The organism is Amphritea sp. HPY, from assembly GCF_050870985.1.
Classification (GTDB): domain Bacteria; phylum Pseudomonadota; class Gammaproteobacteria; order Pseudomonadales; family Balneatricaceae; genus Amphritea.
In genome coordinates, this window is sequence record NZ_CP194015.1 from 4,837,764 (window position 1) to 4,860,588 (window position 22,825).

Annotated in this window: 18 protein-coding genes and 4 tRNA genes; 19 read left to right on the plus strand and 3 right to left on the minus strand. The window is 49.8% G+C overall.

The features are described from left to right. Nucleotides 1-48: 48 nt before the first annotated feature. The 9 genes from ACQUQM_RS21515 (at nucleotide 49) to rpoS (ending at nucleotide 8,962) form a co-directional block, all read left to right on the plus strand. Nucleotides 49-1,680, plus strand: a complete 1,632-nt coding sequence (locus ACQUQM_RS21515; RefSeq protein ID WP_432471923.1) for a CTP synthase — start codon at nucleotides 49-51, stop codon at nucleotides 1,678-1,680. 32 nt (nucleotides 1,681-1,712) lie between these two features. Next, nucleotides 1,713-3,008 (plus strand): phosphopyruvate hydratase, encoded by a 1,296-nt coding sequence (eno, locus tag ACQUQM_RS21520; protein WP_432471924.1) that lies wholly within the window; start codon nucleotides 1,713-1,715, stop codon nucleotides 3,006-3,008. A gap of 90 nt (nucleotides 3,009-3,098) precedes the next feature. Further along, nucleotides 3,099-3,416: a cell division protein FtsB gene (gene ftsB, locus ACQUQM_RS21525; protein WP_432471925.1), complete on the plus strand. Its 318-nt coding sequence runs from the start codon at nucleotides 3,099-3,101 to the stop codon at nucleotides 3,414-3,416. 6 nt (nucleotides 3,417-3,422) lie between these two features. Further along, nucleotides 3,423-4,520: a tRNA pseudouridine(13) synthase TruD gene (gene truD / locus ACQUQM_RS21530; RefSeq protein ID WP_432471926.1), complete on the plus strand. Its 1,098-nt coding sequence runs from the start codon at nucleotides 3,423-3,425 to the stop codon at nucleotides 4,518-4,520. Nucleotides 4,521-4,522: 2 nt separating this feature from the next. Further along, nucleotides 4,523-5,275: a 5'/3'-nucleotidase SurE gene (gene surE / locus ACQUQM_RS21535; protein ID WP_432471927.1), complete on the plus strand. Its 753-nt coding sequence runs from the start codon at nucleotides 4,523-4,525 to the stop codon at nucleotides 5,273-5,275. A gap of 173 nt (nucleotides 5,276-5,448) precedes the next feature. Then, entirely contained in the window at nucleotides 5,449-6,117 is a 669-nt protein-coding gene (locus ACQUQM_RS21540; RefSeq protein ID WP_432471928.1) for a protein-L-isoaspartate(D-aspartate) O-methyltransferase, read from the plus strand. A gap of 10 nt (nucleotides 6,118-6,127) precedes the next feature. Then, nucleotides 6,128-7,075, plus strand: coding sequence for a DUF368 domain-containing protein (locus tag ACQUQM_RS21545; RefSeq protein ID WP_432471929.1), 948 nt, complete (start codon nucleotides 6,128-6,130; stop codon nucleotides 7,073-7,075). A gap of 28 nt (nucleotides 7,076-7,103) precedes the next feature. Continuing rightward, nucleotides 7,104-7,910 carry a peptidoglycan DD-metalloendopeptidase family protein gene (locus ACQUQM_RS21550; protein ID WP_432471930.1) on the plus strand — a complete coding sequence of 269 codons (807 nt, stop codon included), beginning with the start codon at nucleotides 7,104-7,106 and terminating at the stop codon, nucleotides 7,908-7,910. A 44-nt stretch (nucleotides 7,911-7,954) separates the two neighbouring features. After that, nucleotides 7,955-8,962, plus strand: coding sequence for an RNA polymerase sigma factor RpoS (gene rpoS / locus ACQUQM_RS21555; RefSeq protein WP_432471931.1), 1,008 nt, complete (start codon nucleotides 7,955-7,957; stop codon nucleotides 8,960-8,962). A gap of 161 nt (nucleotides 8,963-9,123) precedes the next feature. Here the strand turns inward: rpoS and mutS are convergent, their stop codons facing one another. Beyond that, on the minus strand, nucleotides 9,124-11,694 hold the full coding sequence (mutS, locus tag ACQUQM_RS21560; RefSeq protein ID WP_432471932.1) for a DNA mismatch repair protein MutS: 2,571 nt from the start codon (nucleotides 11,692-11,694) through the stop codon (nucleotides 9,124-9,126). Between the two features lie 118 nt (nucleotides 11,695-11,812). On the opposite strand from mutS, the gene ACQUQM_RS21565 reads away from it, so the two are divergent. From ACQUQM_RS21565 to ACQUQM_RS21610, 10 genes are all read left to right on the plus strand, one after another. Then, entirely contained in the window at nucleotides 11,813-12,355 is a 543-nt protein-coding gene (locus tag ACQUQM_RS21565; protein WP_432471933.1) for a CinA family protein, read from the plus strand. A 97-nt stretch (nucleotides 12,356-12,452) separates the two neighbouring features. Next, a complete protein-coding gene (gene recA, locus ACQUQM_RS21570) occupies nucleotides 12,453-13,493 on the plus strand; it encodes a recombinase RecA (RefSeq protein ID WP_432471934.1) in 1,041 nt (346 codons plus the stop codon). Nucleotides 13,494-13,552: 59 nt separating this feature from the next. Continuing rightward, nucleotides 13,553-14,008 (plus strand): regulatory protein RecX, encoded by a 456-nt coding sequence (locus ACQUQM_RS21575; RefSeq protein ID WP_432471935.1) that lies wholly within the window; start codon nucleotides 13,553-13,555, stop codon nucleotides 14,006-14,008. A gap of 213 nt (nucleotides 14,009-14,221) precedes the next feature. After that, nucleotides 14,222-16,774: an alanine--tRNA ligase gene (alaS, locus tag ACQUQM_RS21580; RefSeq protein WP_432474861.1), complete on the plus strand. Its 2,553-nt coding sequence runs from the start codon at nucleotides 14,222-14,224 to the stop codon at nucleotides 16,772-16,774. A gap of 40 nt (nucleotides 16,775-16,814) precedes the next feature. Next, on the plus strand, nucleotides 16,815-18,050 hold the full coding sequence (locus ACQUQM_RS21585) for an aspartate kinase (RefSeq protein ID WP_432471936.1): 1,236 nt from the start codon (nucleotides 16,815-16,817) through the stop codon (nucleotides 18,048-18,050). 156 nt (nucleotides 18,051-18,206) lie between these two features. After that, nucleotides 18,207-18,389, plus strand: a complete 183-nt coding sequence (gene csrA, locus ACQUQM_RS21590) for a carbon storage regulator CsrA (RefSeq protein ID WP_432471937.1) — start codon at nucleotides 18,207-18,209, stop codon at nucleotides 18,387-18,389. Between the two features lie 67 nt (nucleotides 18,390-18,456). Next, a tRNA-Ser gene (locus tag ACQUQM_RS21595) sits at nucleotides 18,457-18,546 on the plus strand. Nucleotides 18,547-18,549: 3 nt separating this feature from the next. Beyond that, nucleotides 18,550-18,626: transfer RNA gene (locus tag ACQUQM_RS21600), tRNA-Arg, on the plus strand. Nucleotides 18,627-18,692: 66 nt separating this feature from the next. Then, nucleotides 18,693-18,769, plus strand: a tRNA-Arg gene (locus ACQUQM_RS21605). 51 nt (nucleotides 18,770-18,820) lie between these two features. Beyond that, a tRNA-Arg gene (locus tag ACQUQM_RS21610) sits at nucleotides 18,821-18,897 on the plus strand. A gap of 400 nt (nucleotides 18,898-19,297) precedes the next feature. Here ACQUQM_RS21610 and ACQUQM_RS21615 read toward each other — a convergent pair. Together ACQUQM_RS21615 and ACQUQM_RS21620 are read right to left on the minus strand one after the other, a co-directional pair. Beyond that, nucleotides 19,298-20,650, minus strand: coding sequence for an HlyD family type I secretion periplasmic adaptor subunit (locus ACQUQM_RS21615; RefSeq protein WP_432471938.1), 1,353 nt, complete (start codon nucleotides 20,648-20,650; stop codon nucleotides 19,298-19,300). After that, nucleotides 20,647-22,821 (minus strand): peptidase domain-containing ABC transporter, encoded by a 2,175-nt coding sequence (locus tag ACQUQM_RS21620; RefSeq protein ID WP_432471939.1) that lies wholly within the window; start codon nucleotides 22,819-22,821, stop codon nucleotides 20,647-20,649. Before ACQUQM_RS21620 ends, ACQUQM_RS21615 begins: the two co-directional genes overlap by 4 nt. Nucleotides 22,822-22,825: the final 4 nt, after the last annotated feature.

Consider the following 22,825-nt stretch of genomic DNA (forward strand, 5'->3'; position numbering starts at 1 on the left):
TTTTCAAAGCAGTTTTATCATTTTTTCAAGACCAGATACAGGTTCCTCATGACGCGTTATATTTTCGTCACAGGCGGTGTTGTTTCCTCATTGGGTAAAGGCATCGCATCCGCATCACTCGCAGCTATTCTTGAAGCGCGGGGGCTGAAAGTAACTATGCTGAAGCTGGACCCATATATTAATGTTGATCCGGGTACTATGAGCCCGATCCAGCATGGTGAAGTATTTGTCACCGAAGATGGTGCCGAAACCGATCTGGATCTTGGCCATTACGAACGCTTCATTCGTACTACCATGAACAAGCGTAATAACTTTACTGCCGGTCGTGTATATCAGCACGTACTGCGTAAAGAGCGTCGTGGTGATTATCTGGGTGGTACGGTACAGGTTATTCCGCATATCACTGATGAGATCAAGCGTCGGGTCATTGAAGGTGCTGGTGATGCTGATATCGCGTTAGTCGAGATCGGCGGTACTGTCGGTGATATTGAATCCCTGCCGTTTATGGAAGCGGTACGTCAGCTGAAAGTTGAGATGGGCTTTAACCGTGCGATGTTTATGCATCTGACCCTGGTGCCTTACATAGCCACAGCTGGCGAGCTTAAAACCAAGCCGTCACAGCACTCGGTGAAAGAACTTCGCTCCATCGGTATTCAGCCGGATATTCTGGTTTGTCGTTCTGAAGTAGCAATTCCAGCATCTTCCCGTCGCAAGTTGTCGCTGTTTACCAACGTTGAAGAACGTGCGGTTATCTCTCTGCCAGACGCTGACTCTATCTACAAGATTCCACGGATGCTGAGTGAGCAGAAACTGGATCAGATCGTATGCGAGCGTTTCAACCTGGATTGCCATGCTGCAGACCTGACTGAATGGGATCGCGTTGCGGATGCCAAGCTCAACCCGCACCGTGAAGTGACTATCGCCATGGTCGGTAAGTACATGGAGCTGTTGGATGCGTATAAGTCACTGATCGAAGCGATCTCCCATGCGGGAATCGAGCTTCGTACCAAAGTTAATATCAAATATATCGACTCCGAGCACGTTGAGCGTGATGGCGTAGAGCTGCTGAAAGATGTTTCAGCGATTCTGGTGCCAGGCGGCTTCGGTGAGCGTGGTGTTGAAGGTAAGATCGCGGCGGTGAAATATGCCCGTGAGAATAAAGTCCCTTACCTGGGTATCTGTCTCGGAATGCAGGTTGCTGTCATTGAGTATGCTCGGCATGTTGCGGGTATTGAAGATGCCAGCAGTACCGAATTTGATAAAGATTCGGCTTCTCCTCTGATCGGTCTGATCACCGAGTGGATGACTGAGGAAGGCGCTACCGAAGTCCGTGATCACGCTGATGACCTGGGTGGAACTATGCGCCTGGGCGCACAGATTTGTCATCTGAAAGAGGGTACTACAGCGCATAAAGCGTATGGTGCTACTGAAGTCAGTGAGCGTCATCGTCATCGTTATGAAGTAAACAATAACTATGTTCCTCAGCTGGAACAGGCAGGCCTGATCATCTCTGGTCGCTCGGTTGATGGTGAACTGGTTGAAGTGGTGGAAGTGCCGGATCATCCTTGGTTTGTTGCTTGTCAGTTCCATCCGGAATTTACCTCTACTCCGCGGGATGGCCATGGTCTGTTCCGGGGCTTCATTGAGGCAGCCCTCACACAGGCTGACCTGCAGAAGTAAAAAGAATACTTATAATTTTTGGAGTTTGATCAATGGCACAGATTGCTGATATTAAGGCCCGCGAAGTTCTTGATTCGCGCGGTAACCCTACCGTCGAAGCCGACGTTATTCTGACCTCTGGCGTAATGGGTACTGCCTGTGCACCATCCGGTGCGTCTACCGGTTCCCGTGAAGCGCTGGAATTGCGTGACGGCGACAAGTCCCGCTACCTGGGTAAGGGTGTATTGAAAGCAGTTGCTGCCGTTAACGGTGTTGTTCGTGACGCTTTGATGGGCATGGATGTTATCGACCAGCGCGCGCTGGATAACAAGATGCTGGATCTGGACGGTACTGAAAACAAAGCGACACTTGGTGCTAACGCTATTCTGGCGGTTTCTCTGGCAGCAGCTAAAGCGGCTGCGACTGAGAAAGGCGTTGAGCTGTATGAGCATATCGCTGATCTGAACGGTACATCTGGCCAGTTCTCTATGCCGGTACCTATGATGAATATCATCAACGGTGGTGAGCACGCTGATAACAACGTTGATATCCAGGAATTTATGGTTCAGCCGGTAGGTGCGCCGAATTTTGCTGAAGCTCTGCGTTGTGGCGCCGAGATCTTCCACGCACTGAAAGCGGTGCTGAAAGCCCGTGGTCTGAACACTGCGGTCGGTGATGAGGGTGGTTTCGCACCTGACCTGGGTTCTAATGAAGAAGCATTGGTAGTGATCAAAGAAGCGATCGCTAATGCCGGTTACGAACTAGGTAATAATGTAACACTGGCACTGGACTGTGCAGCGTCTGAATTCTACAAAGATGGCAAGTATGATCTGTCCGGTGAAGGTAAAGTGTTCGATGCAGAAGGTTTTGGTGATTACCTGGCTGAGCTGACCGAAAATTACCCAATCGTTTCTATCGAAGATGGCCTGGATGAGTCTGACTGGGATGGTTGGGCGTACCTGACTAACAAGATCGGCGACAAAGTACAGCTGGTTGGTGACGATCTGTTTGTAACTAATACTAAGATTCTGAGCCGTGGTATCGAGCAGAGTATCGGTAACTCGATTCTGATCAAGTTTAATCAGATCGGTTCCCTGTCTGAAACTCTGGACGCTATTAAGATGGCGAAAGATGCTGGCTTCACTGTGGTAATTTCTCACCGTTCCGGTGAAACTGAAGACACTACCATTGCGGACCTGGCGGTCGGTACTGCTGCAGGTCAGATTAAGACTGGTTCCTTGTGTCGTTCTGACCGAGTCGCTAAGTATAACCGCTTGCTGCGCATCGAAGGCGAGCTGGGCGAAAAGGCTGTTTATAACGGTCTGAGCGAAATTAAAGGTCAGGCTTAATCTGCCTGCTGACTTGTGAAATACTAAGGGGGGCTTTATGCCCCCTTTTTTATGAAATAAAAGTATCGCTTCACCCATAGACTGAAAATTATGTTTCGCTGGATTCTGTTACTACTGACCATAACCCTGTTGGGGCTGCAGTACCGACTTTGGTTCGGTGAGGCTAACCTGCGTGAGGTTTGGGCGTTGCAACAGGAGATTGAACGGCAACGTTCAGAGAATGATCATCTGGTGGCGCGTAATCATCAGCTGGATGCTGAAGTGAAAGACCTGAAACAGGGGTTGGCGGCGCTGGAAGAGAGAGCCCGAAATGAACTGGGAATGGTAAAACAGGGTGAGACTTTCTTTCAGTTAGTGCCTGCGTTGCCACAAGCCGTTCCATTACCCATTGACAAGAAAAGTAATTAGTAACCGATGACATTAACTAACGATTCTACTATTCCTTCTTCCCCAGCTCTGGCCTTTCCTACAGATCTTAGCTACCTCTATGGTCAGCCAGAATGCAGTGCAGTGATTCGTACTGAGCCTGATGATTTTCAGGTTTACGAGAATCTTTCCTTTGAGCCAGAGGGTGAGGGTGATCATGTCTTTTTGTATATTCGAAAGACCGGGGAAAATACCGACTGGGTCGCCCGTCAGCTGGCTCATTTTTGTCAGGTAAGCCCTAAGGAAGTGGGTTATGCCGGGAAAAAAGATCGCCATGCGGTGACAGAGCAATGGTTCAGTGTGCACCTTCCGGGACGCTCGCCGCTGACCTGGTCGTTGTTTGAGACCGATACTATTAAAGTGCTGAAAGCAGTGAAGCATACCCGCAAGCTTCGTTTGGGGAGTCTGACTGGCAATCGCTTTGTTATCCGCTTGCGGGGCGTCAGCGATGCTGTCGAGTTGGAACAGCGGCTGGAGATGATCCGACAAGGTGTTCCAAACTACTTTGGTGAGCAACGTTTCGGGCATCACTACGGCAACCTGACCAAGGGCGCGGCCCTGATCGCGGGTAAGCTGAAGGAGCGCCAGCGGCATAAGAAAGGCTTGTATATCTCAGCTGTACGTTCGTTTCTGTTCAATCAGCAGGTGTCTGGTCGGATTGAGCAGCAATTGTTCAGCCGCTGTATGACCGGTGATGTACTGATGTTGAATGGTAGTCAGAGCTGTTTCAGTTACGATGCTGCAGAGGCGTCCATAGAACCCAGGCTGGCTGATGCAGAAATCCATCTGACCGCATCTATGTGGGGACGTGGTCGTTCAATTTGCAGTGATGATGCTTTTGCCTGGGAACAACAGCAACTGTCTGGATATGATGAGCTGCTACAGGGCCTGGAGCGTTTAGGGTTAAATCAGGAGCGCCGTTCAATTCGCCTGATGCCCGAAAATCTAGTCGCTGTAAAAGAAGCGGATGACCAGTTTCAACTTAGTTTTGACCTGCAGGTTGGATCATTTGCGACCAGTGTTTTGCGCGAGCTGTGCAACGTTTCGGCGCCATCCAGAGATCAGTCTACAGGTGGAGAATCCTGAGTATGCGGATTTTACTGTCAAACGATGACGGGGTGTTTGCCCCCGGACTGGAAGTCATGGCCAGGGTGCTGGCGGAAACCATGGATGTTAATGTAGTTGCGCCGGATCGTAATCGCAGTGGTGCCAGTAATTCATTAACCCTGGATCGGCCACTTGAGGCGCACCATCATCATAATGGTTTTATCGGCATCAATGGCACGCCGACCGATTGTGTCCACCTTGGTATTTCAGGCGTATTTTCTGAACGGCCTGAGATGGTGGTGTCCGGTATTAATGCCGGCGCTAACCTGGGCGATGACGTGATCTACTCAGGTACAGTTGCGGCGGCAATGGAAGGGCGTTATTTGAAGTTGCCCCCAATCGCGGTGTCTTTGGCGGGTGGTAGTAGCCCGGTTCATTACGAAACCGCAGCTGAAATTGTTAAGCAATTGCTTAACAATATTCATACTCTGAATCTGGCACCGCGGACGGTACTCAATGTTAATGTGCCGGATCTGCCGATCGCAGACATTAAGGGAGTTCATGTTACCCGTCTAGGACATCGGGTGCTGGCGGATAAGCCGGTAGAATCGATCGATCCGCGAGGAGTACAGCGCTATTGGATTTCTGGCGCAGGTGCTGCAGAGGACTGCGGCCCGGGGACGGATTTTTATGCAGTAAAATCTGGCTATGTATCCGTTACCGTTTTGAATATAGATATGACACAGTATTCAGGCATGGATAACCTGAGCAGCTGGCTCGAGGAGTTGGTTTGAGGGGAGTGTGAATAAGTTGCAGTTGCTGAATATTGATATGGCTAAGCCTTGCTGTATGGGTAATCGAAGTAGTTTGCTTGAGGAGTTAGCGTGAATAAGTTGCAGTTGCTGAATATTGATATGGCTAAGCCTTGCGGTATGGATAATCTGAGTAGCTGGCGTGAGGAGTTAGTGTGAATAAGTTGCAGTTGCAGGGAATTGGTATGACCTCGCAGCGTACCCGTGGCCGATTGGTTGAGCGGCTGAAAGAGCAGGGCATATCTGATCAGCAGGTTCTGGATGTGATGGGTGGGACGCCGCGACATATTTTTATTGATGAGGCTCTGTCGCACAGGGCGTATGAAGATACTGCTTTGCCAATCGGTTTTAACCAGACAATCTCTCAGCCCTATATCGTCGCCCGGATGACAGAGGTTTTGCTCAGTGAAGGGCCTTTAAAGAGAGTGCTTGAGGTGGGTACCGGCTCCGGCTATCAGACCACTATACTGGCCCAGTTGGTTGATCAGGTATACAGCGTTGAGCGGATTAAACCGCTGCAGGATAAGGCCAGGCAGCGGTTTTCGCTGCTCAAGCTGAGAAATATCATGCTCAAGCATTCCGATGGTGGGATGGGCTGGCCCGAACGTGGCTCGTTCGATGGTATTATCGTCACTGCGGCCCCGGAAGAAGTGCCAGAAGAATTATTGCAGCAATTGGTTGTTGGTGGGCATTTGGTGATTCCTGTGGGTGGCAGTCGTGGGCAGATGCTCAGGCTGGTGACGCGCAAATCAGAAACTGAATTTAAGACAGAAGTACTTGAAGGGGTGAAGTTTGTCCCCCTGTTGAGTGGTACTGTACGATAACAGGCTTAGAATGGATCAGATGAAAACTGGACGGAATCTGAGGGATTTCATCTCTCTGTTTTTTAAAGGGATGATGATGGGCGCCGCGGATGTTGTTCCGGGTGTTTCGGGCGGTACTATCGCTTTCATTACCGGTATTTATGAAGAGCTGATCAATACTATAAAGAGTTTTGATCTGGCGGCTGTCAGGATTTTGTTTAAGCAAGGCCCGGTGGCTTGCTGGCGGCATGTGAACGGGACTTTTTTATTAGTTTTAGTGGCCGGTATTATAACGAGTATCGCTTCCGTAGCCGGAGGGATACTTTTCCTCTTAGGTAATTTCCCGGTACTGCTATGGGCGTTTTTCTTCGGCCTTATCCTGGCTTCAAGCTGGTTGGTGATGAGTCATGTGGACCGCTGGGATACCGATGTACTGAGTAGTTTTAGTATCGGCATACTGGTCGCCTATCTGATAACCAGTATTTCACCTTCCGCTGTAGAACCAACCAGTCTGATGGTATTACTGGCAGGTTCTGTCGCCATCTGTGCCATGATTTTACCGGGTATCTCTGGTAGTTTTATCCTGCTGCTTATGGGGATGTATGCTCCGATTCTTGTGGCAGTTAAGGCGTTAGATCTGCAGGTTATCGGGCTCTTTGTAATGGGCTGTATTATCGGCATTACCAGTTTCTCCAGGGTTCTGAGCTGGATGTTCAGCCACCATAAGGTTGTGACACTGGCCTTGTTGTCTGGCTTTATGCTGGGTTCGCTAAATAAGGTCTGGCCGTGGAAATATACGGTTGCCTATACCATCAATCGCCATGGTGATCAGGTACCACTACAGCAGGAAAATGTTTTGCCATGGAGTTATCAGGGGATTACCGGTGAGCCGGCATTCCTTATTTTCTCCTGTGGGCTGGTGCTGTTGGGGGCGGCGATGGTGATAGTGATGGAGCGCTCCCATAAAACTAACGGATAGGATATAGATGCGACCAGCCACCAGACAAATGACCGTTTGGCTGACACTGATTATTTCAGTGCTGCTGTCTGGTTGTGGTGGCTCCAGTGCATATACTCCGGTCAGTGAGCGATCAATCGGTAGTCGCGGTCCTGTTCAGGTTGTCTCCTCAGTTAATAGACCTTCTGTTTACCGGGTGCGTAAAGGGGACACTCTTTACGCTATCGCATTCCGCTACGGCCTGGATTACCGTCAGTTAGCTCAAAATAACGGCATCAGCAGAACAAGCTTTTCGATCTATCCAGGGCAGAAACTGCACCTTAATGCTGCTAACCCGGCGGTAAAAAAGACTGCTGTCAGAAAAAAAACTCAACAACCTGTCACCCCTGCCGTTACACAAAAGACCAGAGCAACGACTCCTGCACCAAAAAAAACCTCGAGCCAACAGCGTTCAGTGGTTGCTGCGACCCCGGCTGGCCGTGCGCTAAAATGGCGCTGGCCCAGTGCCGGACGGGTTGTTCAGGGCTATTCAAATAGTGGTAAGGTAAACAAAGGAATTAATCTGGCCGGCCGCAAAGGAGATTCAGTAAGTGCTGCAGAGGCAGGAAGGGTTGTCTATGCCGGTAGTGGTCTGCTAGGTTATGGGAACCTGGTCATTATCAATCACAATCAGCAGTATCTGAGTGCTTATGCACATAACAGTCGCATACTGGTGAAAGAAAATGATATGGTAAAAATAGGTCAGAAAATAGCCGAGGTTGGTAGTAGTGGTGCCACCCGGGATATGCTGCATTTTGAAATCCGTAAAGATGGCAGGCCGGTTGATCCTACCAAGTATCTGCCACGTAAGCGTTAAGGTAAGGTGTAGCGAGAATAAAAAAAATTGCTTGGGGTAAAGCAATGACAAATAGCGAGGATGGCTCTCTGGAGCCGGATCAGGTGTCTATGGAAACTGAAGAACTGAAAGCTGATAGCAAACAAGCGAAACAGGGTTCGGCTAAGGAAGAGCCTGCATTTCTCAATAGCGGTCGCGGCAAAGGGAGTATGGCGCATAATGACCTGCTTAATGCTAAGACGCTTGATGCAACACAGTTATACCTAAATGAGATAGGATTTTCACCGCTGCTTAGTGCAGAAGAAGAGGTCTATTTCTCCCGTCGGGCACTGAAGGGTGATGAGGCTTCGCGTAAGCGGATGATCGAAAGCAACCTTCGATTAGTGGTTAAGATTGCGCGGCGTTATATCAACCGCGGGCTGACCCTGCTGGATCTGATAGAAGAGGGTAACTTAGGCCTGATCCGGGCGGTTGAGAAATTCGATCCGGAGCGGGGCTTTCGTTTTTCTACCTATGCCACCTGGTGGATTCGACAGACCATAGAACGGGCGATCATGAATCAGACCCGGACCATCCGGTTGCCTATCCACGTTGTTAAAGAACTTAACGTCTATTTGCGAGCGGCCCGTGAACTGGCTCAGAAGCTGGATCACGAACCAACCGTTGATGAAATTGCTGAAGCGGTCGATAAACCGGTGGAGAACGTCGAACGGATGTTCGGGCTCAATGAGCGGGTAACTTCAGTCGACGTTCCGGTCGGAAAAGACTCCGATAAAATGTTGCTCGAGACTATTCCCGATGAGGAATCGTCCGATCCTGAAACGCTGCTGCAGAAATCCAATATAAGCGGTAACCTCGAAGGCTGGCTGGATATACTCCCGGAAAAACATGCGGAAGTCCTGTCGCGTCGCTTTGGTTTGCGTGGTTACGAAATGAGTACCCTGGAAGAGGTCGGCAGAGAGATTGGTCTGACCCGGGAACGGGTGCGTCAGATACAGGTAGAAGCGCTTCGCAAGTTGCGTGAGATAGTTGAACGCAACGGCCTCAGTGGCGAAGATCTGCTGAAAGAATGATGGAAATGTGAAATAAAAAACGGGCTCTGGGCCCGTTTTTTTATGTACAGGGTGTGCGACAGTTTTTTGCTCCTGCAAAAACTGCATTTCCGCCTTCTGTGGCAGTCGTATGCCGCAAAAGCCATGGATGGCGGTGCGGCGATAAATGCAGAAGTGACAAACTACTGTCGTTCAGCTTCTTTCTTTAGCAGGTACAGCAAATCCAGGGCCTGACGTGGTGTAAGGCTATCAGGATCAAGTTCCTGAAGTTGTTTCAGGGCTGGGTGAGGCTTAGGGGCAAAGAACAGGTCGTCCTGTACCGGTGGTGGCAGTCGGCGTTGTTCACCATGGCCGGCATCCTCTTCAAGCTGGATCAGCTTCTGCCGGGCTCGACCAATGACATGTCCCGGAACGCCGGCCAGTTGAGCGACCTGCAACCCATAACTCTGGCTGGCGGGGCCTTCCTGAACTTCGTGCATGAAGATAATATGGTCCTGGTGCTCCATCGCAGTCAGGTGAACATTAAATACATTCTGACAGAGCTCAGGCAATACGGTCAGTTCGAAATAATGTGTGGCAAACAGGGTCAGGGCTTTTACTTCATTAGCCAGATATTCTGCTGCGGACCAGGCCAGCGACAGACCATCAAAGGTACTGGTTCCACGGCCGACTTCATCCATCAGAACCAGGCTTCGCTCGGTTGCATTGTGTAGAATGTTAGCTGTTTCTGTCATCTCCACCATGAAGGTGGAACGGCCGCCAGCAAGATCATCAGACGAGCCCATACGGGTGAAAATTCGATCGACCAGGCCGATAGTAGCGCTTCTGGCCGGCACATAGCTTCCGATATGGGCTAATAGGGTGATCAATGCTGCCTGACGCATATAGGTGGATTTACCACCCATGTTCGGGCCTGTAATGATCAGCATCTGACGGTCAGCGGAAAGGTTCAGGTTATTGGCGACAAATGGATCGTCGAGCACATCCTCGACTACCGGGTGGCGGCCTTGAGCGATATCTATCTGCGGGTGATCAGTCAGAGTTGGTGCAACATAGTCCAGCCTATCGGCACGTTCTGCAAGATTGCTGAGAACGTCGATCTCAGCCAAGGCTGAGGCGCTGTCCTGTAGCGGGGCCAGTTGTTCGGCAAGGGTCTCAACTAACTGCTCATAGAGCATTTTTTCACGTGACAGGGCGCGACTCTTGGCGCTAAGCGCTTTGTCTTCAAACTGCTTAAGTTCTGGTGTGATGTAGCGCTCAGCGTTTTTCAGGGTTTGGCGACGCACATATTCTGCAGGAATATCACCATTCTGAGCTTTGCCTATCTCAATGAAATAGCCGTGTACCCGGTTGTAACCGACTTTAAGGGTCGCGATACCGGTGCGTTCCCGCTCCCGTGTCTCCAGCTGTACTAAATAGTCCCCGGCATTTTCACTCAGGCCTCTGAGTTCATCCAGTTCGGCGTCATAGCCTGGTGCGATAACGCCGCCGTCGCGGATAACTACCGGAGGGTTTTCAATCACTGCGAGTGATAACAGTTCGCTTAACTCGGGAAAAACTGATGCGGTTTCCGCCAGTTGTGCGATTAATGCAGAGCTGGCATCGACCAGTTCCTGTTGCAGCAGCGGCAGAATTTCGAGTGCAAGTTTAAGTCGTTCAAGGTCGCGGGGGCGTGCTGAGCGTAGAGCGACCCGGGCCAGTACGCGTTCGATATCGCCGATCTGTTTGATCGGCGGTGCTATATTCTCGTAACGGTAGTCACTGATCAGCCATTGAATAGCGGTCTGACGGCTGGTCAGTGTGTTACGACAGCGTAACGGGCGGTTGAGCCAGCGTCGCAGCATTCGGCTGCCCATCGGTGTTGCTGTCTGGTCGATTACCGAAGCCAGGGTATTTTCTTTGCCACCGCCAAGGTTGATATCAATTTCGAGATTCTTACGGGTAGCCGCGTCCAGAATAACGCTGTCGTCACGTTGCTCGAGTAACAGGCGGCGAATATGGGGCAGAGAGGTGCGCTGGGTTTCTTTAGCGTATTGCAGCAGGCAGCCGGCGGCACCCAGTGCAACCGGCAGGTGCTCGCAGCCGAAGCCGGTCAGATCTTTGGTTTGAAATTGCTGGCATAACAGGCGTTCTGCGGTTTCGATTTCGAAGTTCCACGGGGCCTGGGGGCGCAGTCCGCGATTGCCATCTATGATCGAAGCTATATCGTGACCATCGTTAAACAGGATTTCAGCCGGTTTGAGGCGTTCGAGCTCACCGAGCAGAGCTTCTTCGCCGCTGATCTGCATTAAGCTGAAGCGACCGGTGCTGATATCGACGATGGCAATACCGTAGTGTTGCAGATCGGTATTGATTGCGATCAGCAGGCTGTCACTGCGCTCATCAAGCAGCGCTTCGTCACTCAACGTGCCGGGGGTGACGATACGCATCACTTTTCGATCGACCGGTCCTTTGCTTGTAGCGGGATCACCGACCTGCTCGCAAATAGCAACGGACTCTCCAGCACGAACGATCTTAGCTATGTAACCGTCGGCAGAGTGGTACGGGATACCTGCCATCGGTATCGGCTCGCCGCCGGATTTGCCGCGGGCGGTCAGGGATATATCGAGTAGCCGTGAAGCTTTCTTGGCGTCATCGTAAAACAGCTCATAGAAATCACCCATCCGATAAAACACCAGCTGATCGGGATGCTCTGCCTTTATTTTCAGGTACTGCTGCATCATCGGAGTGTGTTTAACTGCTGGCGTATTCATGGCTGTCATAGGCGTATAGAAGCTGAGATTTAATTGCTTAATTTGAAAAATAGGGTAAAGCACTTGCGCGCTGTAATGAAGCAAAGCATTCTACGTGAAATAGTTGAGGTTGCGTAGCGTGAATCGCGCCCTGAATAACAGGCAGGATATCGAGCAGGAAATGGTACAAAGTAAACTGGAAAAATTAGTAGTCGAGTTGGCTCGTCAAGCGCAACTTAAACGGATCCGCATAGCAACGGCTGAATCTTGTACCGGAGGCTGGGTGGCGCAGGAACTGACTGCTCTTGCGGGCAGTTCAGAATGGTTTGAGTGTGGCTTTATTACCTACAGTAATGAGGCTAAACAGAGCATGCTGAGTGTGCCGCAAGAGCTGTTTTGTACTGAAGGTGCAGTAAGTAAAGCGGTGGTCATCGCAATGGCGCTTGGTGCTGTACAGAACAGCAGGGCTGATCTGTCTGTTTCGATCAGCGGCGTTGCAGGTCCTGGTGGTGGTAGTCCGGAAAAACCCGTTGGTACGGTCTGGCTGGCCTGGTATCTGGAAGGCAATGAGGTCGAGAGTCGCTGTTATCACTTTCCTGGTGAGCGCTCAGAAGTTCGCCAGCAGGCGGTTGAGCAGGCGATAAAAGGTCTTATAAAACAGTTGTCTAAAAGTACTGTATAAAAAAACATATTTTTTGCTTGCAAAGTGGTCCGGCACTGTTAATAATGCTGTTCAAACGTACAGTATATTAATTCGTCTGCCGAGATAGGTCGCCACTATGGATAACAATAGAAAGAAAGCACTTGATGCAGCTCTGAGTCAGATTGAGCGTCAGTTTGGTAAGGGCGCTGTTATGCGTATGGGCGACCACCCCCGCGAAGCAATTCCTGCAGTTTCTACCGGCTCGCTCTCACTGGATATCGCACTGGGTATAGGCGGCCTGCCAATGGGGCGTATCGTCGAGATATACGGTCCTGAATCTTCTGGTAAAACAACTCTGACTCTGCAGGTTATCGCTGAAGCTCAAAAAGCTGGCAAGACCTGTGCTTTTGTTGATGCGGAGCATGCTCTGGATCCAGGCTATGCAGAGAAGCTGGGGGTAAATGTTGATGATATGCTGGTTTCTCAGCCGGATACGGGAGAGCAGGCGTTGGAAATTACCGATATGCTGGTGCGTTCCAATGCGGTTGATGTGCTGGTTGTCGACTCGGTTGCTGCGCTGACACCAAAGGCCGAGATCGAAGGTGATATGGGCGATCATCATGTTGGCTTGCAGGCGCGACTGATGTCCCAGGCGCTACGTAAGATGACGGCTAACGTTAAGAATGCTAATACACTGGTGATCTTCATCAACCAGATCCGGATGAAAATCGGAGTTATGTTTGGCAACCCTGAGACCACGACCGGTGGTAATGCCTTGAAGTTTTACTCTTCAGTCCGACTGGATATTCGTCGTACCGGTGCGGTGAAGAAAGGGGATGAGATTATCGGTAACGAAACCCGTGTTAAAGTTGTAAAGAATAAGGTTGCACCGCCTTTCCGTCAGGCTGAGTTCCAGATTTTATATGGCGAAGGCATCTACCATATGGGCGAAGTTATCGATCTGGGCGTGAAAGAAGGGCTGGTGGATAAGTCCGGTGCCTGGTACGCCTATAAAGGCGATAAGATCGGGCAGGGCAAGGCGAATGCGGCTAAGTTCCTGGTTGAGAATCCTGAGATTGCCAATGAAATTGAATCGATAATCAGAGACAAGTTACTGAGTGTGCCTGAGCCTAAGAAAAAGGGCGAAGAAGACGCGGTACCGCAGCTTGATCTGTAATTAATCTGATATAAAAAGAGCCTGCGGGCTCTTTTTTTGTTTCTGATCCGGAGCCTACTGTGTTTAAGACTGAGCAGGAAGCCAAAAGCGCAGCACTGTATCTGCTATCAAGGCGTGAATATTCACGCAAAGAGCTAACTGAAAAGTTGGCTAAAAAGAGTGAGTCGATAGGACTCGATAATGTTCTGAATGAGCTGGTACAGTCAGGTTATCAGAGCGACAGACGTTTCACCGAAAGCTTTATCAGAATGCGTATTGGCCAGGGGCACGGTCTAATACGGATCCGTTTTGATCTGCAGCGCAAGGGTATTCAGAGCGAGATGATAGAGCAAGTGCTGGAATCAATGGAGCCAGATTGGTTCGAGTTAGCGCAAGAGCTGTATCGTAGAAAATATCGCACAGCATTAGCCGCTAATGACTATAAAGATAAAGCAAAAAGAATTCGTTATATGAGTCAGCGAGGCTTTTCAATGGATCAGTGCCTCTATGCGATGGCTGAAAATGATCAAAATTAAACAGAAAGAACATCGCTGCTAAGGCGGAAGGAACTGTTATTGAGGCCTTTAGGCACCGTTTTTTCAAAAAAATTCGTAGAATTTATAATCACGTTATATACTATATCGCCATTTTTACAGTGATTTCCACGCCTGTTTCTAAGTTTTTGTTTTATATCAGAAACAGAGAGTGGTGACGGTTAGCTATTACGAGCGATAAAAGCTATGAAAAATATGACAAGTGCTGAACTGCGTCAGGCGTTTCTGGGATACTTTGAAAACCAGGGTCACCAGATTGTAGAAAGTAGTTCCCTGATTCCTGCGAACGACCCAACCCTGATGTTCACCAACGCAGGTATGGTGCAGTTTAAAGATGTCTTTCTCGGCAGCGACAAACGCGCGTATAACCGTGCGACGACCAGTCAGCGCTGTGTCCGCGCCGGTGGTAAGCATAACGACCTTGAAAATGTAGGCTATACCGCCCGCCATCACACCTTTTTTGAAATGTTGGGTAACTTCAGCTTCGGTGACTACTTCAAGCGCGATGCGATCAATTTTGCCTGGACCTTCCTGACTGAAGTACTAGAGCTGCCGAAAGAGAAACTGTGGATAACAGTTCATATCTCTGACGATGAAGCTGAAAAAATCTGGAAAGAGGAAGTGGGCGTTGACCCGCAGCGTTTCTCTAAACTGGATGAAGATAACTTCTGGTCGATGGGAGATACTGGTCCTTGTGGCCCGAGCACCGAAATTTTCTATGATCACGGTGAAGGTGTCTGGGGTGGCCCTCCGGGCAGTCCGGAAGAAGATGGCGATCGTTATATCGAAATCTGGAACCTGGTATTCATGCAGTTCAATCGTGATGCCGACGGTTCAGTTGAGCCTCTGCCAAACCCTTCGATTGACACAGGTATGGGCCTTGAACGTATTGCTGCGGTACTGCAGGGTGTTCACTCAAACTACGAAATCGATCTGTTCCAGAATCTACTTAAAGCAGCTTCTACTGCGGTTGGTTGCAAAGAAAAAGATAACCAGTCGCTGCGAGTTATTGCCGACCATATTCGTTCTTGCGCATTTCTTATCTGCGACGGTGTAATTCCTTCTAACGAGGGTGCTGGCTACGTGCTACGCCGTATTATCCGTCGCGCTGTGCGTCATGGTAATAAACTTGGCGCAAACGGTCCGTTCTTTAACACGCTGATGGCTGCGTTGGTTGCAGAGATGGGTGAAGCCTACCCTGAACTTAAAGAGAAGCAGGCACAGGTTGAACGTGTGCTGCTGAAAGAAGAAGAACAGTTCGCTAAAACCCTTGATCATGGTTTGCGCCTGCTTGAAGAAGTGATCGCAAACCTTACGGGTTCTGAAATTCCGGGCGAGACAGTATTTAAACTGTATGACACCTACGGATTCCCAGTTGATCTGACCGCCGATGTTGCCCGCGAACAAGAACTGTCTGTTGATATGGCTGGTTTTGAGAAGGCGATGGATGATCAGCGTAATCGTGCTCGTGCGGCGGGCAAGTTTAATGTTGATTATAACGATGCTATCCGTCTCGAGGGTGAAACTGAATTTACCGGTTATGAACAGTTAGTGGGTGATGCGAAAGTAGTTGCCCTGTTCCGTGAAGGAGAGGCTGTTGATCAGCTTAATGCTGGTGATGCAGGTATGGTCGTGCTCGATGAAACGCCATTTTATGGTGAATCCGGTGGTCAGGTAGGTGATAGAGGTACGCTGACTACTGGCTCTGTTGAGTTCGAAGTGCAGGATTGTACCAAAGAGTCGAAAAACCATCTGCACCATGGTGTGCTTAACGCGGGTGTACTTAAGGTTGGTGACAATGTACAGCCGAAGGTTGATGCTGAAAAGCGTCGTGCTACTGCGGTGAACCACTCTGCTACCCATATTCTGCACGAGGCGCTTAGTCGTGTTCTGGGAAATCATGTTCAGCAGAAAGGCTCGCTTTGCGATGCTGATCGTCTGCGTTTCGATTTTTCGCACTTTGAGGCGGTCAAGCCGGAAGAACTGCAGCAGATTGAACAGATCTGTAACCAGCAGATTCGTCTTAACTCCGAAGTACGGACCGATATCATGGATATCGAGTCGGCCAAAGCAACCGGTGCTGCGGCATTGTTCGGTGAAAAGTACGATGAAACTGTGCGTGTCCTGACGATGGGTGGTGACTTCTCTGTTGAGCTTTGTGGTGGTACCCATGCATCCCGTACAGGAGATATTGCTCTGCTTAAGCTTGTTTCAGAAGGTGGCATCGCCGCTGGCGTACGTCGGATTGAAGCAGTAACGGGTGCTAAAGCGCTGCAGTTCATCGATCAGTCTGCACTGCAGCTTGAGGAGAAGTTACAAGAGCAAAAAGCCAAGAGTCGCCAGCTTGAGAAAGAGCTTGAGCAGATGAAGGCTAAGCTGGCTGCAGCTAAAGGCTCAGACTTGCTGAGTAACGCTGTTGACGTTATTGGCGTCAAGGTTCTGGCTGAACTTCTGGAAGGTATTGAGCCTAAGGCGTTGCGGGATACTATTGATCAGCTGAAAAATAAGCTTGGCAGTGGTGTCGTTGTTCTGGCAACTGTTGCTGACGACAAGGTTAGTCTTGCCGCCGGCGTTACTAAAGATCTGACGGCTAAAGTAAAGGCCGGCGATCTGGTGCGAGAATTGACCACTAAGCTTGGTGGTAAAGGTGGTGGTCGTCCTGATTTTGCTCAGGGTGGCGGTACTGATGTTGCAGCGTTGCCTGATGTTCTGGCTGAAGTTCAGTTGTTGGTTGAAAAGAATTTGTAACAACTTACAGCCCTCGGGCTGATTAAGGGAACAGTTTAGTATGGCCCTATACGTACAAAAATATGGTGGAACTTCTGTTGGCACAGTTGAGCGTATTCAGGCTGTTGCTGACAAAATAAAAGGCTTTCGCGAAGCTGGGCATGACATTGTTGTTGCTGTGTCTGCGATGAGCGGTGAAACCAATCGCCTGATCGGTATGGCTAAAGAGATGCAGGAGCAGCCAAGTCCTCGTGAGATGGATGTTCTGGTGTCTACCGGTGAGCAGGTAACAATAGCACTGCTGTGTATGGCGCTTGAGTCGCGTGGTGTAAGCGCTCGCTCTTATACGGGTGCTCAGGTCAAGATCCTGACTGATGACGTGCATATGAAAGCCCGAATTCAGGACATTGAAGTTAATAAGATGCGATCTGACCTCGAGCAGGGTCGGGTGGTGGTGGTTGCTGGCTTCCAGGGTGTTGATGATGGCGGTAATATTACCACGCTAGGGCGTGGTGGTTCAGATACTACCGGTGTTGCGCTCGCGGCTGCTCTGAAAGCTGATGAGTGTCAGATCTATACTGATGTTGATGGCGTATATACCACCGATCCGCGCGTTGTTGAAGGCGCGCGGCGGATGGAAAAAATTACTTTCGAAGAGATGCTGGAAATGGCCAGTCTTGGTTCGAAAGTGTTGCAGATTCGTTCAGTTGAATTTGCTGGTAAATATAATGTGCCGTTACGGGTTCTTCATAGCTTTCAGGAAGGCCCGGGCACACTTATAACAACAGAGGAAGAGGATACTGTGGAAAAACCAGTCATCTCAGGGATAGCATTTAACCGCGATGAAGCGAAGCTGACAGTTCTGGGTGTGCCAGATATTCCAGGTGTCGCCTCTCGTATTCTGGGACCTATCAGTCGCGCCAATGTTGAAGTGGACATGATTGTTCAGAATATTGCGGCCGATAATACGACCGACTTTACGTTTACCGTTCATCGTAATGACTATGATAATGCAGAGGTTATTCTGCAGAAAGTCAGAGAGGAACTGGGAGCGCGTGAGGTAGTCGGTAATAATAAAATCGCTAAAGTCTCAATTGTGGGCGTAGGAATGCGTTCTCATGCTGGTGTGGCAAGCAAGATGTTTGATACATTAGCCGGCGACAACATCAATATTCAGATGATCTCGACTTCTGAGATTAAAGTGTCTGTGGTGATCGCAGAAAAGTACCTGGAATTGGCTGTACGCGGTCTGCATTCGGCGTTTGATCTGGATGCTGCTGATACTGTAAGTGAATAACAATCGCGGTTGTGGTCTATATTAAGACTGCTGTTGCACATTAATTTTGTTTAACGCAAGGTAGGGGCTGCGACAGCCTGTTTCGTAGATGCAGTAACTACGAATTGGATATGTCAGGTCAGTAGTACTTGTCGGTTAAATATGGAGATTTATTAAATGCTAATTCTTACTCGTCGTGTCGGTGAGACCCTGATGGTCGGTGACGATGTTACCGTTACTGTACTGGGTGTTAAAGGTAACCAGGTTCGTATCGGTGTTAATGCGCCTAAAGATGTTTCTGTCCACCGTGAAGAGATCTATCAGCGTATTCAGAAAGAAAAACAACAAGATAGCGAATAATGTTGGTTTTTTTAAAAATGCGCTTTTCTTTTTAAAATCAATCTTGTACTATACGCGCCGTTGTTGAGGTGAGATGGCCGAGTGGCTGAAGGCGCGCCCCTGCTAAGGGCGTATAGGGGAAACTCTATCGAGGGTTCGAATCCCTCTCTCACCGCCATTTGCGCCCGTAGCTCAGCTGGATAGAGTACCTGGCTACGAACTAGGGGGTCGCACGTTCGAATCGTGCCGGGCGCACCATCAAACAGATTACTTAGGTGTTCGTTTGTTGGTTTGATAATGGATACAACAAGTTTGGGTTTTTAAGCGCCCGTAGCTCAGCTGGATAGAGTACCTGGCTACGAACTAGGGGGTCGCACGTTCGAATCGTGCCGGGCGCACCAACCTAACCCAAACGTCACAAATGCAATACCTGCTTAATGATCAACCGATACGCGCCCGTAGCTCAGCTGGATAGAGTACCTGGCTACGAACTAGGGGGTCGCACGTTCGAATCGTGCCGGGCGCACCATCTTCTGTAATATCCTGCTAAATTTGCATCGTCTTTCTAATCGCAGAGAAACTGCGAAAGAATTGGTCTTTCAGAATCTAAAGCTTGTTTCCTGATTACACTCCTTTATCTAGTAAAAATCATCAGACGTTAAGTTTTGTTTATTGTCTGGCGCGCTTAGGCTGCAGCAGGCGGGCTTTTTTGCTTTCGTCGTGTTGGGCGTCGAGTTTTAGAGATTCTCTTATGCAGCTGTTCTGAGGCTGTTTTTGCTATCATATCAATGCTCAGATTTTAGTGCTCTGTTTTTAGCTCTAAGCTTCGAGTACCGTTGAGGTATCTGTAACCAGAACCGAAAAAAAACCGCCATCGGGCGGTTATTTGGCTGTTTAGGTAGCGCTGCTAAGAGGGCTGTAGTGGTGGTTTAGCGCTCTCTGAATGCGTTATTAAAGCCGCGAGAGATCGGTTTAAGCAGATAGTCGAGGATCGACTTTGATCCAGTCTTGATATCTGCTGTTACGGTCATTCCCGGAGTTACCTGAAAATCCTTGTTGTTCGCCAGGTTGGCCTGGCTAAGGCTGATCTCTGTACGGAAATAAGGATCTTTCTTTTCGTCCAGGTAGGTCGATGCAGATATTCGCTCGACGATGCCCGGTACGCTACCGAAGCGGGCAGAGTCGTAGCTGTCTACTTTAACGTCGACTTTCTGTCCTGGATGGATGTGGCCAATATCAGTCGGCAGTATTCTGGCTTCTACCACCATATCGTCCCCGGTGGGAACCAGTTGCATGATGACCTGGCCGGGTTCAACTACTGCATTGATACGGGTGATTGACAGATCCTGGATGATGCCGGTCAATGGTGCATAGACATCGAGGCGGCTTACCTTATCCCGGGCTCTGATCAGTGTCTGTTCGACCTCTGCCAGTTCTTCGGCAACTGTACCTGCTTCCAGTTCGGTTTCTTTGTTGAAGCGTGCGGTAAGCTCATAGTGCCGGGTTTTAGCTTCTGCGAGTGCTGACTGCGAGACTCTTATACCATCATGCAGATTGCTTTGTTCGCTTTGTGCTTCGGCCAGGCTAGTTTGGGTTGTAATCAGATCAGATTTTGAAACTACATTACTTTCTGATAACTCTATGCGCATGGCTACTTGCTGTTCCAGCAGTTTAACTTTCCTTTCTACTGAGCTGGCCTTGTTGCGTTGCTGTTGAAGTTCCTGTTTGCGCTGAGCTATCTGGGCATCGATGACGCTCAGTTCGCTTTCGTGACTGGCTAGCTGGGCGGTGTAAATTGTCATCTGCTTCCTGGCAAGATTCGGATACTGCTTACCGATGTTCTCGAAGTCCGGTTTCCGGTTTTCGATAATGGCTTGTAAGCGTTCTGCTTCCAGAATGAAAGAGCTGCGGCGAATCTGGGTCTGCTCCAGTTCGGACTTAGAGGTCGGTGGCGAAAAGCGTAGCAGCAGGTCTCCCTCACGGACTTTGTCGCCGTTGCGCACTTTTATTTCGCTGACGATGCCGCCTTCGAGGTGCTGTACTTCATGGATCAGGCCTGCAGGTACCACTTCGCCGCGGGCCGATGTTACTTCGTCAACGTTGGTTAGAGCGGCCCACATGATTGCGGCGATAAGGATGAAGGCGGTGAAGTAGATCGCCGTGTTTATGATGGCGGCTGGTTCATGTTCTTCCAGTTGAATAGCCTGGGCCAGGAAGCGGGCTCTTGCCCGTGGCAGGCTAGCCCCGCCGCGGGATGAAAATACATTGGTGTTATCGGTCATGCCACATTCTCCAGCAGCAGGGCAATTACTTCGTCAGGATTTCCGATATTAACAACGGAGCCCTGATCCATTAATACAGCTTTATCGGCTAGCCGAATATGACTCGGTCGGTGACTAACCATTACTATTGATCGTTTACCTTTCATTTTTTTCAGCTGTTCTACAAAACGGTTATCAGATTCTTCATCCAGAGATGCGCCGGGCTCATCCAATAGCAGTATCTTAGCCGGGCTTACAAATGCCCGGGCCATCGATAGAGAACGCAGGAAGCCTGGCGGCATGCGATCAATCATTGTATCGCCGATGCGGGTATCAAAACCCTCAGGCAGCGCCAGAATCTCTTCGAGTACGCCGGCCTCCTCGGCTGCCGAGTGTATCTGCTGGTCGGTAGCCAGGCTGTTATTGAGGCGAATGTTCTGGGCGATAGTGCCGTGGAACATGTGTGTTATCTGGGGTACATAGGCGATGGCCCGGCGCAGATCCATAGCGTTCAGCTGGCGCAGATCCATTTTGTCGACTGCGATAGCGCCTGCCTGTGGCGCGTACATGCCTGCGATCATTTTAATCAGGGTCGACTTTCCTGAGCCAGTGTTGCCTGAGATAGCGACCATTTCGCCGGGTTTGACCTCGAAGGATACGCCCAGCAATGCTGGATCCCGGTCGGGTCCGTAACGGAAGCTTATTCGTTCAAGTTTGATATCACCCTGCAACTTATCCAGGATCAGTCCTGATTTTCCGCCTTTGCGCTCGTTACGCAGCTTCATCAATTGATTGATCTGTTTAATCGCCTTCAGGGTCTGTTGAAATTTGGAGAATGAGAGGAAAGCGCTCTGCAATGGTGACAGTACCCGCCATACCAGTGCCATAATAGCGATCATCGCGCCGATTGTGATCTCACCGGCCATGACCTGCATTGTACCAACGCCCAGTACTGCTACGCCGGCAAACGTCATTAGTCCCTGCGCCAGATTGTTCATCACGTTGCTGGACAGAAAGGTCTGATAGTTTGATAACACGGCTTCGCCGGAATTTTCTCTGAAGCGCTCCCACCAGACGGTCTCACCACCGATAGACTTGATCTCTTTGCGACCAGCGACGGTTTGCATAATGATCCGTTGTTTATCGGTACGGGCTTTTCCAGAGCGAAGAATTTTGCCCTTAAGAATAGGAATCCAGATTAAACCTAAGATAAAAAAGGCCAGTACCATGGCTAATGGAATGAGCGCAAGTGGTCCGCCAAGTATGCCGATGACGATTAGAAAAAGGGCGACGAAGGGAAGCTCAAGAGCAACCGCTGCACTTGGTCCGGTAAAGAAGTCCCTGACTGAATCGAACTGTTTCAGCCTTGATAGTTGTGCTGCTACGGTAGACCGCTCGGTATAAAGCGGCGGCAGATAGAGCATGCGTTTGAACGTCTCTACGCCGATCAGGTAATCAAGTCTGCCGGCTGTAATGCCAAGTAGTTTTGCCCTGAGAAAGCGCAAGCCAAGATCTGCGCAGAGTAATATTGCTGCTCCACTGATCAGGTAAGGCAGGGTTTCAGCGGATTTGGCGCCGATTACCTTGTCGTAAATTACCATGATAAATAATGGCACTAAAAGTGCGGCAAGGTTGATGATAAGTGTCATGCCGAGAAGATGGACAATCATCTTATGAAAGCGCTGCAGAAGGTTGCCGAACCAGTCAGAGTCGGTCAGATCGGCCGGGTTTTGTCCGTATGATGGATGGCTGTCGGTGAACAGGTAAGCGGTTCCGCTCATGTTCAGGGTGCTGCTTATCAGGTAGTTATCACTTTTGGTGTCGTAGTAGTGAATCTCATCGCCAATTTTGCCTTGCAGGAGGAGTACTTCTCCCTTGTCGCTAATAAAGAGGGCGGGATAAAGTTCATGCTTAAGTTCACTGATACGGCTTTTTACCGGGGTGCTCTCGTAGCCCAGCGAAGCCAGAATATTTCGCAGATCGATAAGGTCCAGTTGCTCGGAGAAGTGTGGCAGGGCTTCAACCAGCTCTTTGGCATAACTATCCCAGCCTAATTCACGTAGCAATGGTAGCAGACAGGCTGCGTAAGGTGATGCCGAAGTGAATTCATCCGTAGTGCCGTTGCGCAGCGCTTCGGCCAGGGTTTCCGATATGAGTTCAGGGCGCTCTGATTGTTGAGTTGATGTCGACATACTA

Bases quoted from the DNA above. Each gene is read 5' to 3' on its own strand.
- ACQUQM_RS21620 (WP_432471939.1), bottom strand. From the start codon at position 22,821: ATGTCGACATCAACTCAACAATCAGAGCGCCCTGAACTCATATCGGAA.
- csrA (WP_432471937.1), top strand. From the start codon at position 18,207: ATGCTAATTCTTACTCGTCGTGTCGGTGAGACCCTGATGGTCGGTGAC.
- ACQUQM_RS21545 (WP_432471929.1), top strand. From the start codon at position 6,128: ATGGATCAGATGAAAACTGGACGGAATCTGAGGGATTTCATCTCTCTG.
- surE (WP_432471927.1), top strand. From the start codon at position 4,523: ATGCGGATTTTACTGTCAAACGATGACGGGGTGTTTGCCCCCGGACTG.
- ACQUQM_RS21515 (WP_432471923.1), top strand. From the start codon at position 49: ATGACGCGTTATATTTTCGTCACAGGCGGTGTTGTTTCCTCATTGGGT.
- ACQUQM_RS21585 (WP_432471936.1), top strand. From the start codon at position 16,815: ATGGCCCTATACGTACAAAAATATGGTGGAACTTCTGTTGGCACAGTT.
- recA (WP_432471934.1), top strand. From the start codon at position 12,453: ATGGATAACAATAGAAAGAAAGCACTTGATGCAGCTCTGAGTCAGATT.
- ftsB (WP_432471925.1), top strand. From the start codon at position 3,099: ATGTTTCGCTGGATTCTGTTACTACTGACCATAACCCTGTTGGGGCTG.
- truD (WP_432471926.1), top strand. From the start codon at position 3,423: ATGACATTAACTAACGATTCTACTATTCCTTCTTCCCCAGCTCTGGCC.
- ACQUQM_RS21550 (WP_432471930.1), top strand. From the start codon at position 7,104: ATGACCGTTTGGCTGACACTGATTATTTCAGTGCTGCTGTCTGGTTGT.
- eno (WP_432471924.1), top strand. From the start codon at position 1,713: ATGGCACAGATTGCTGATATTAAGGCCCGCGAAGTTCTTGATTCGCGC.
- mutS (WP_432471932.1), bottom strand. From the start codon at position 11,694: ATGAATACGCCAGCAGTTAAACACACTCCGATGATGCAGCAGTACCTG.
- rpoS (WP_432471931.1), top strand. From the start codon at position 7,955: ATGACAAATAGCGAGGATGGCTCTCTGGAGCCGGATCAGGTGTCTATG.
- alaS (WP_432474861.1), top strand. From the start codon at position 14,222: ATGACAAGTGCTGAACTGCGTCAGGCGTTTCTGGGATACTTTGAAAAC.
- ACQUQM_RS21615 (WP_432471938.1), bottom strand. From the start codon at position 20,650: ATGACCGATAACACCAATGTATTTTCATCCCGCGGCGGGGCTAGCCTG.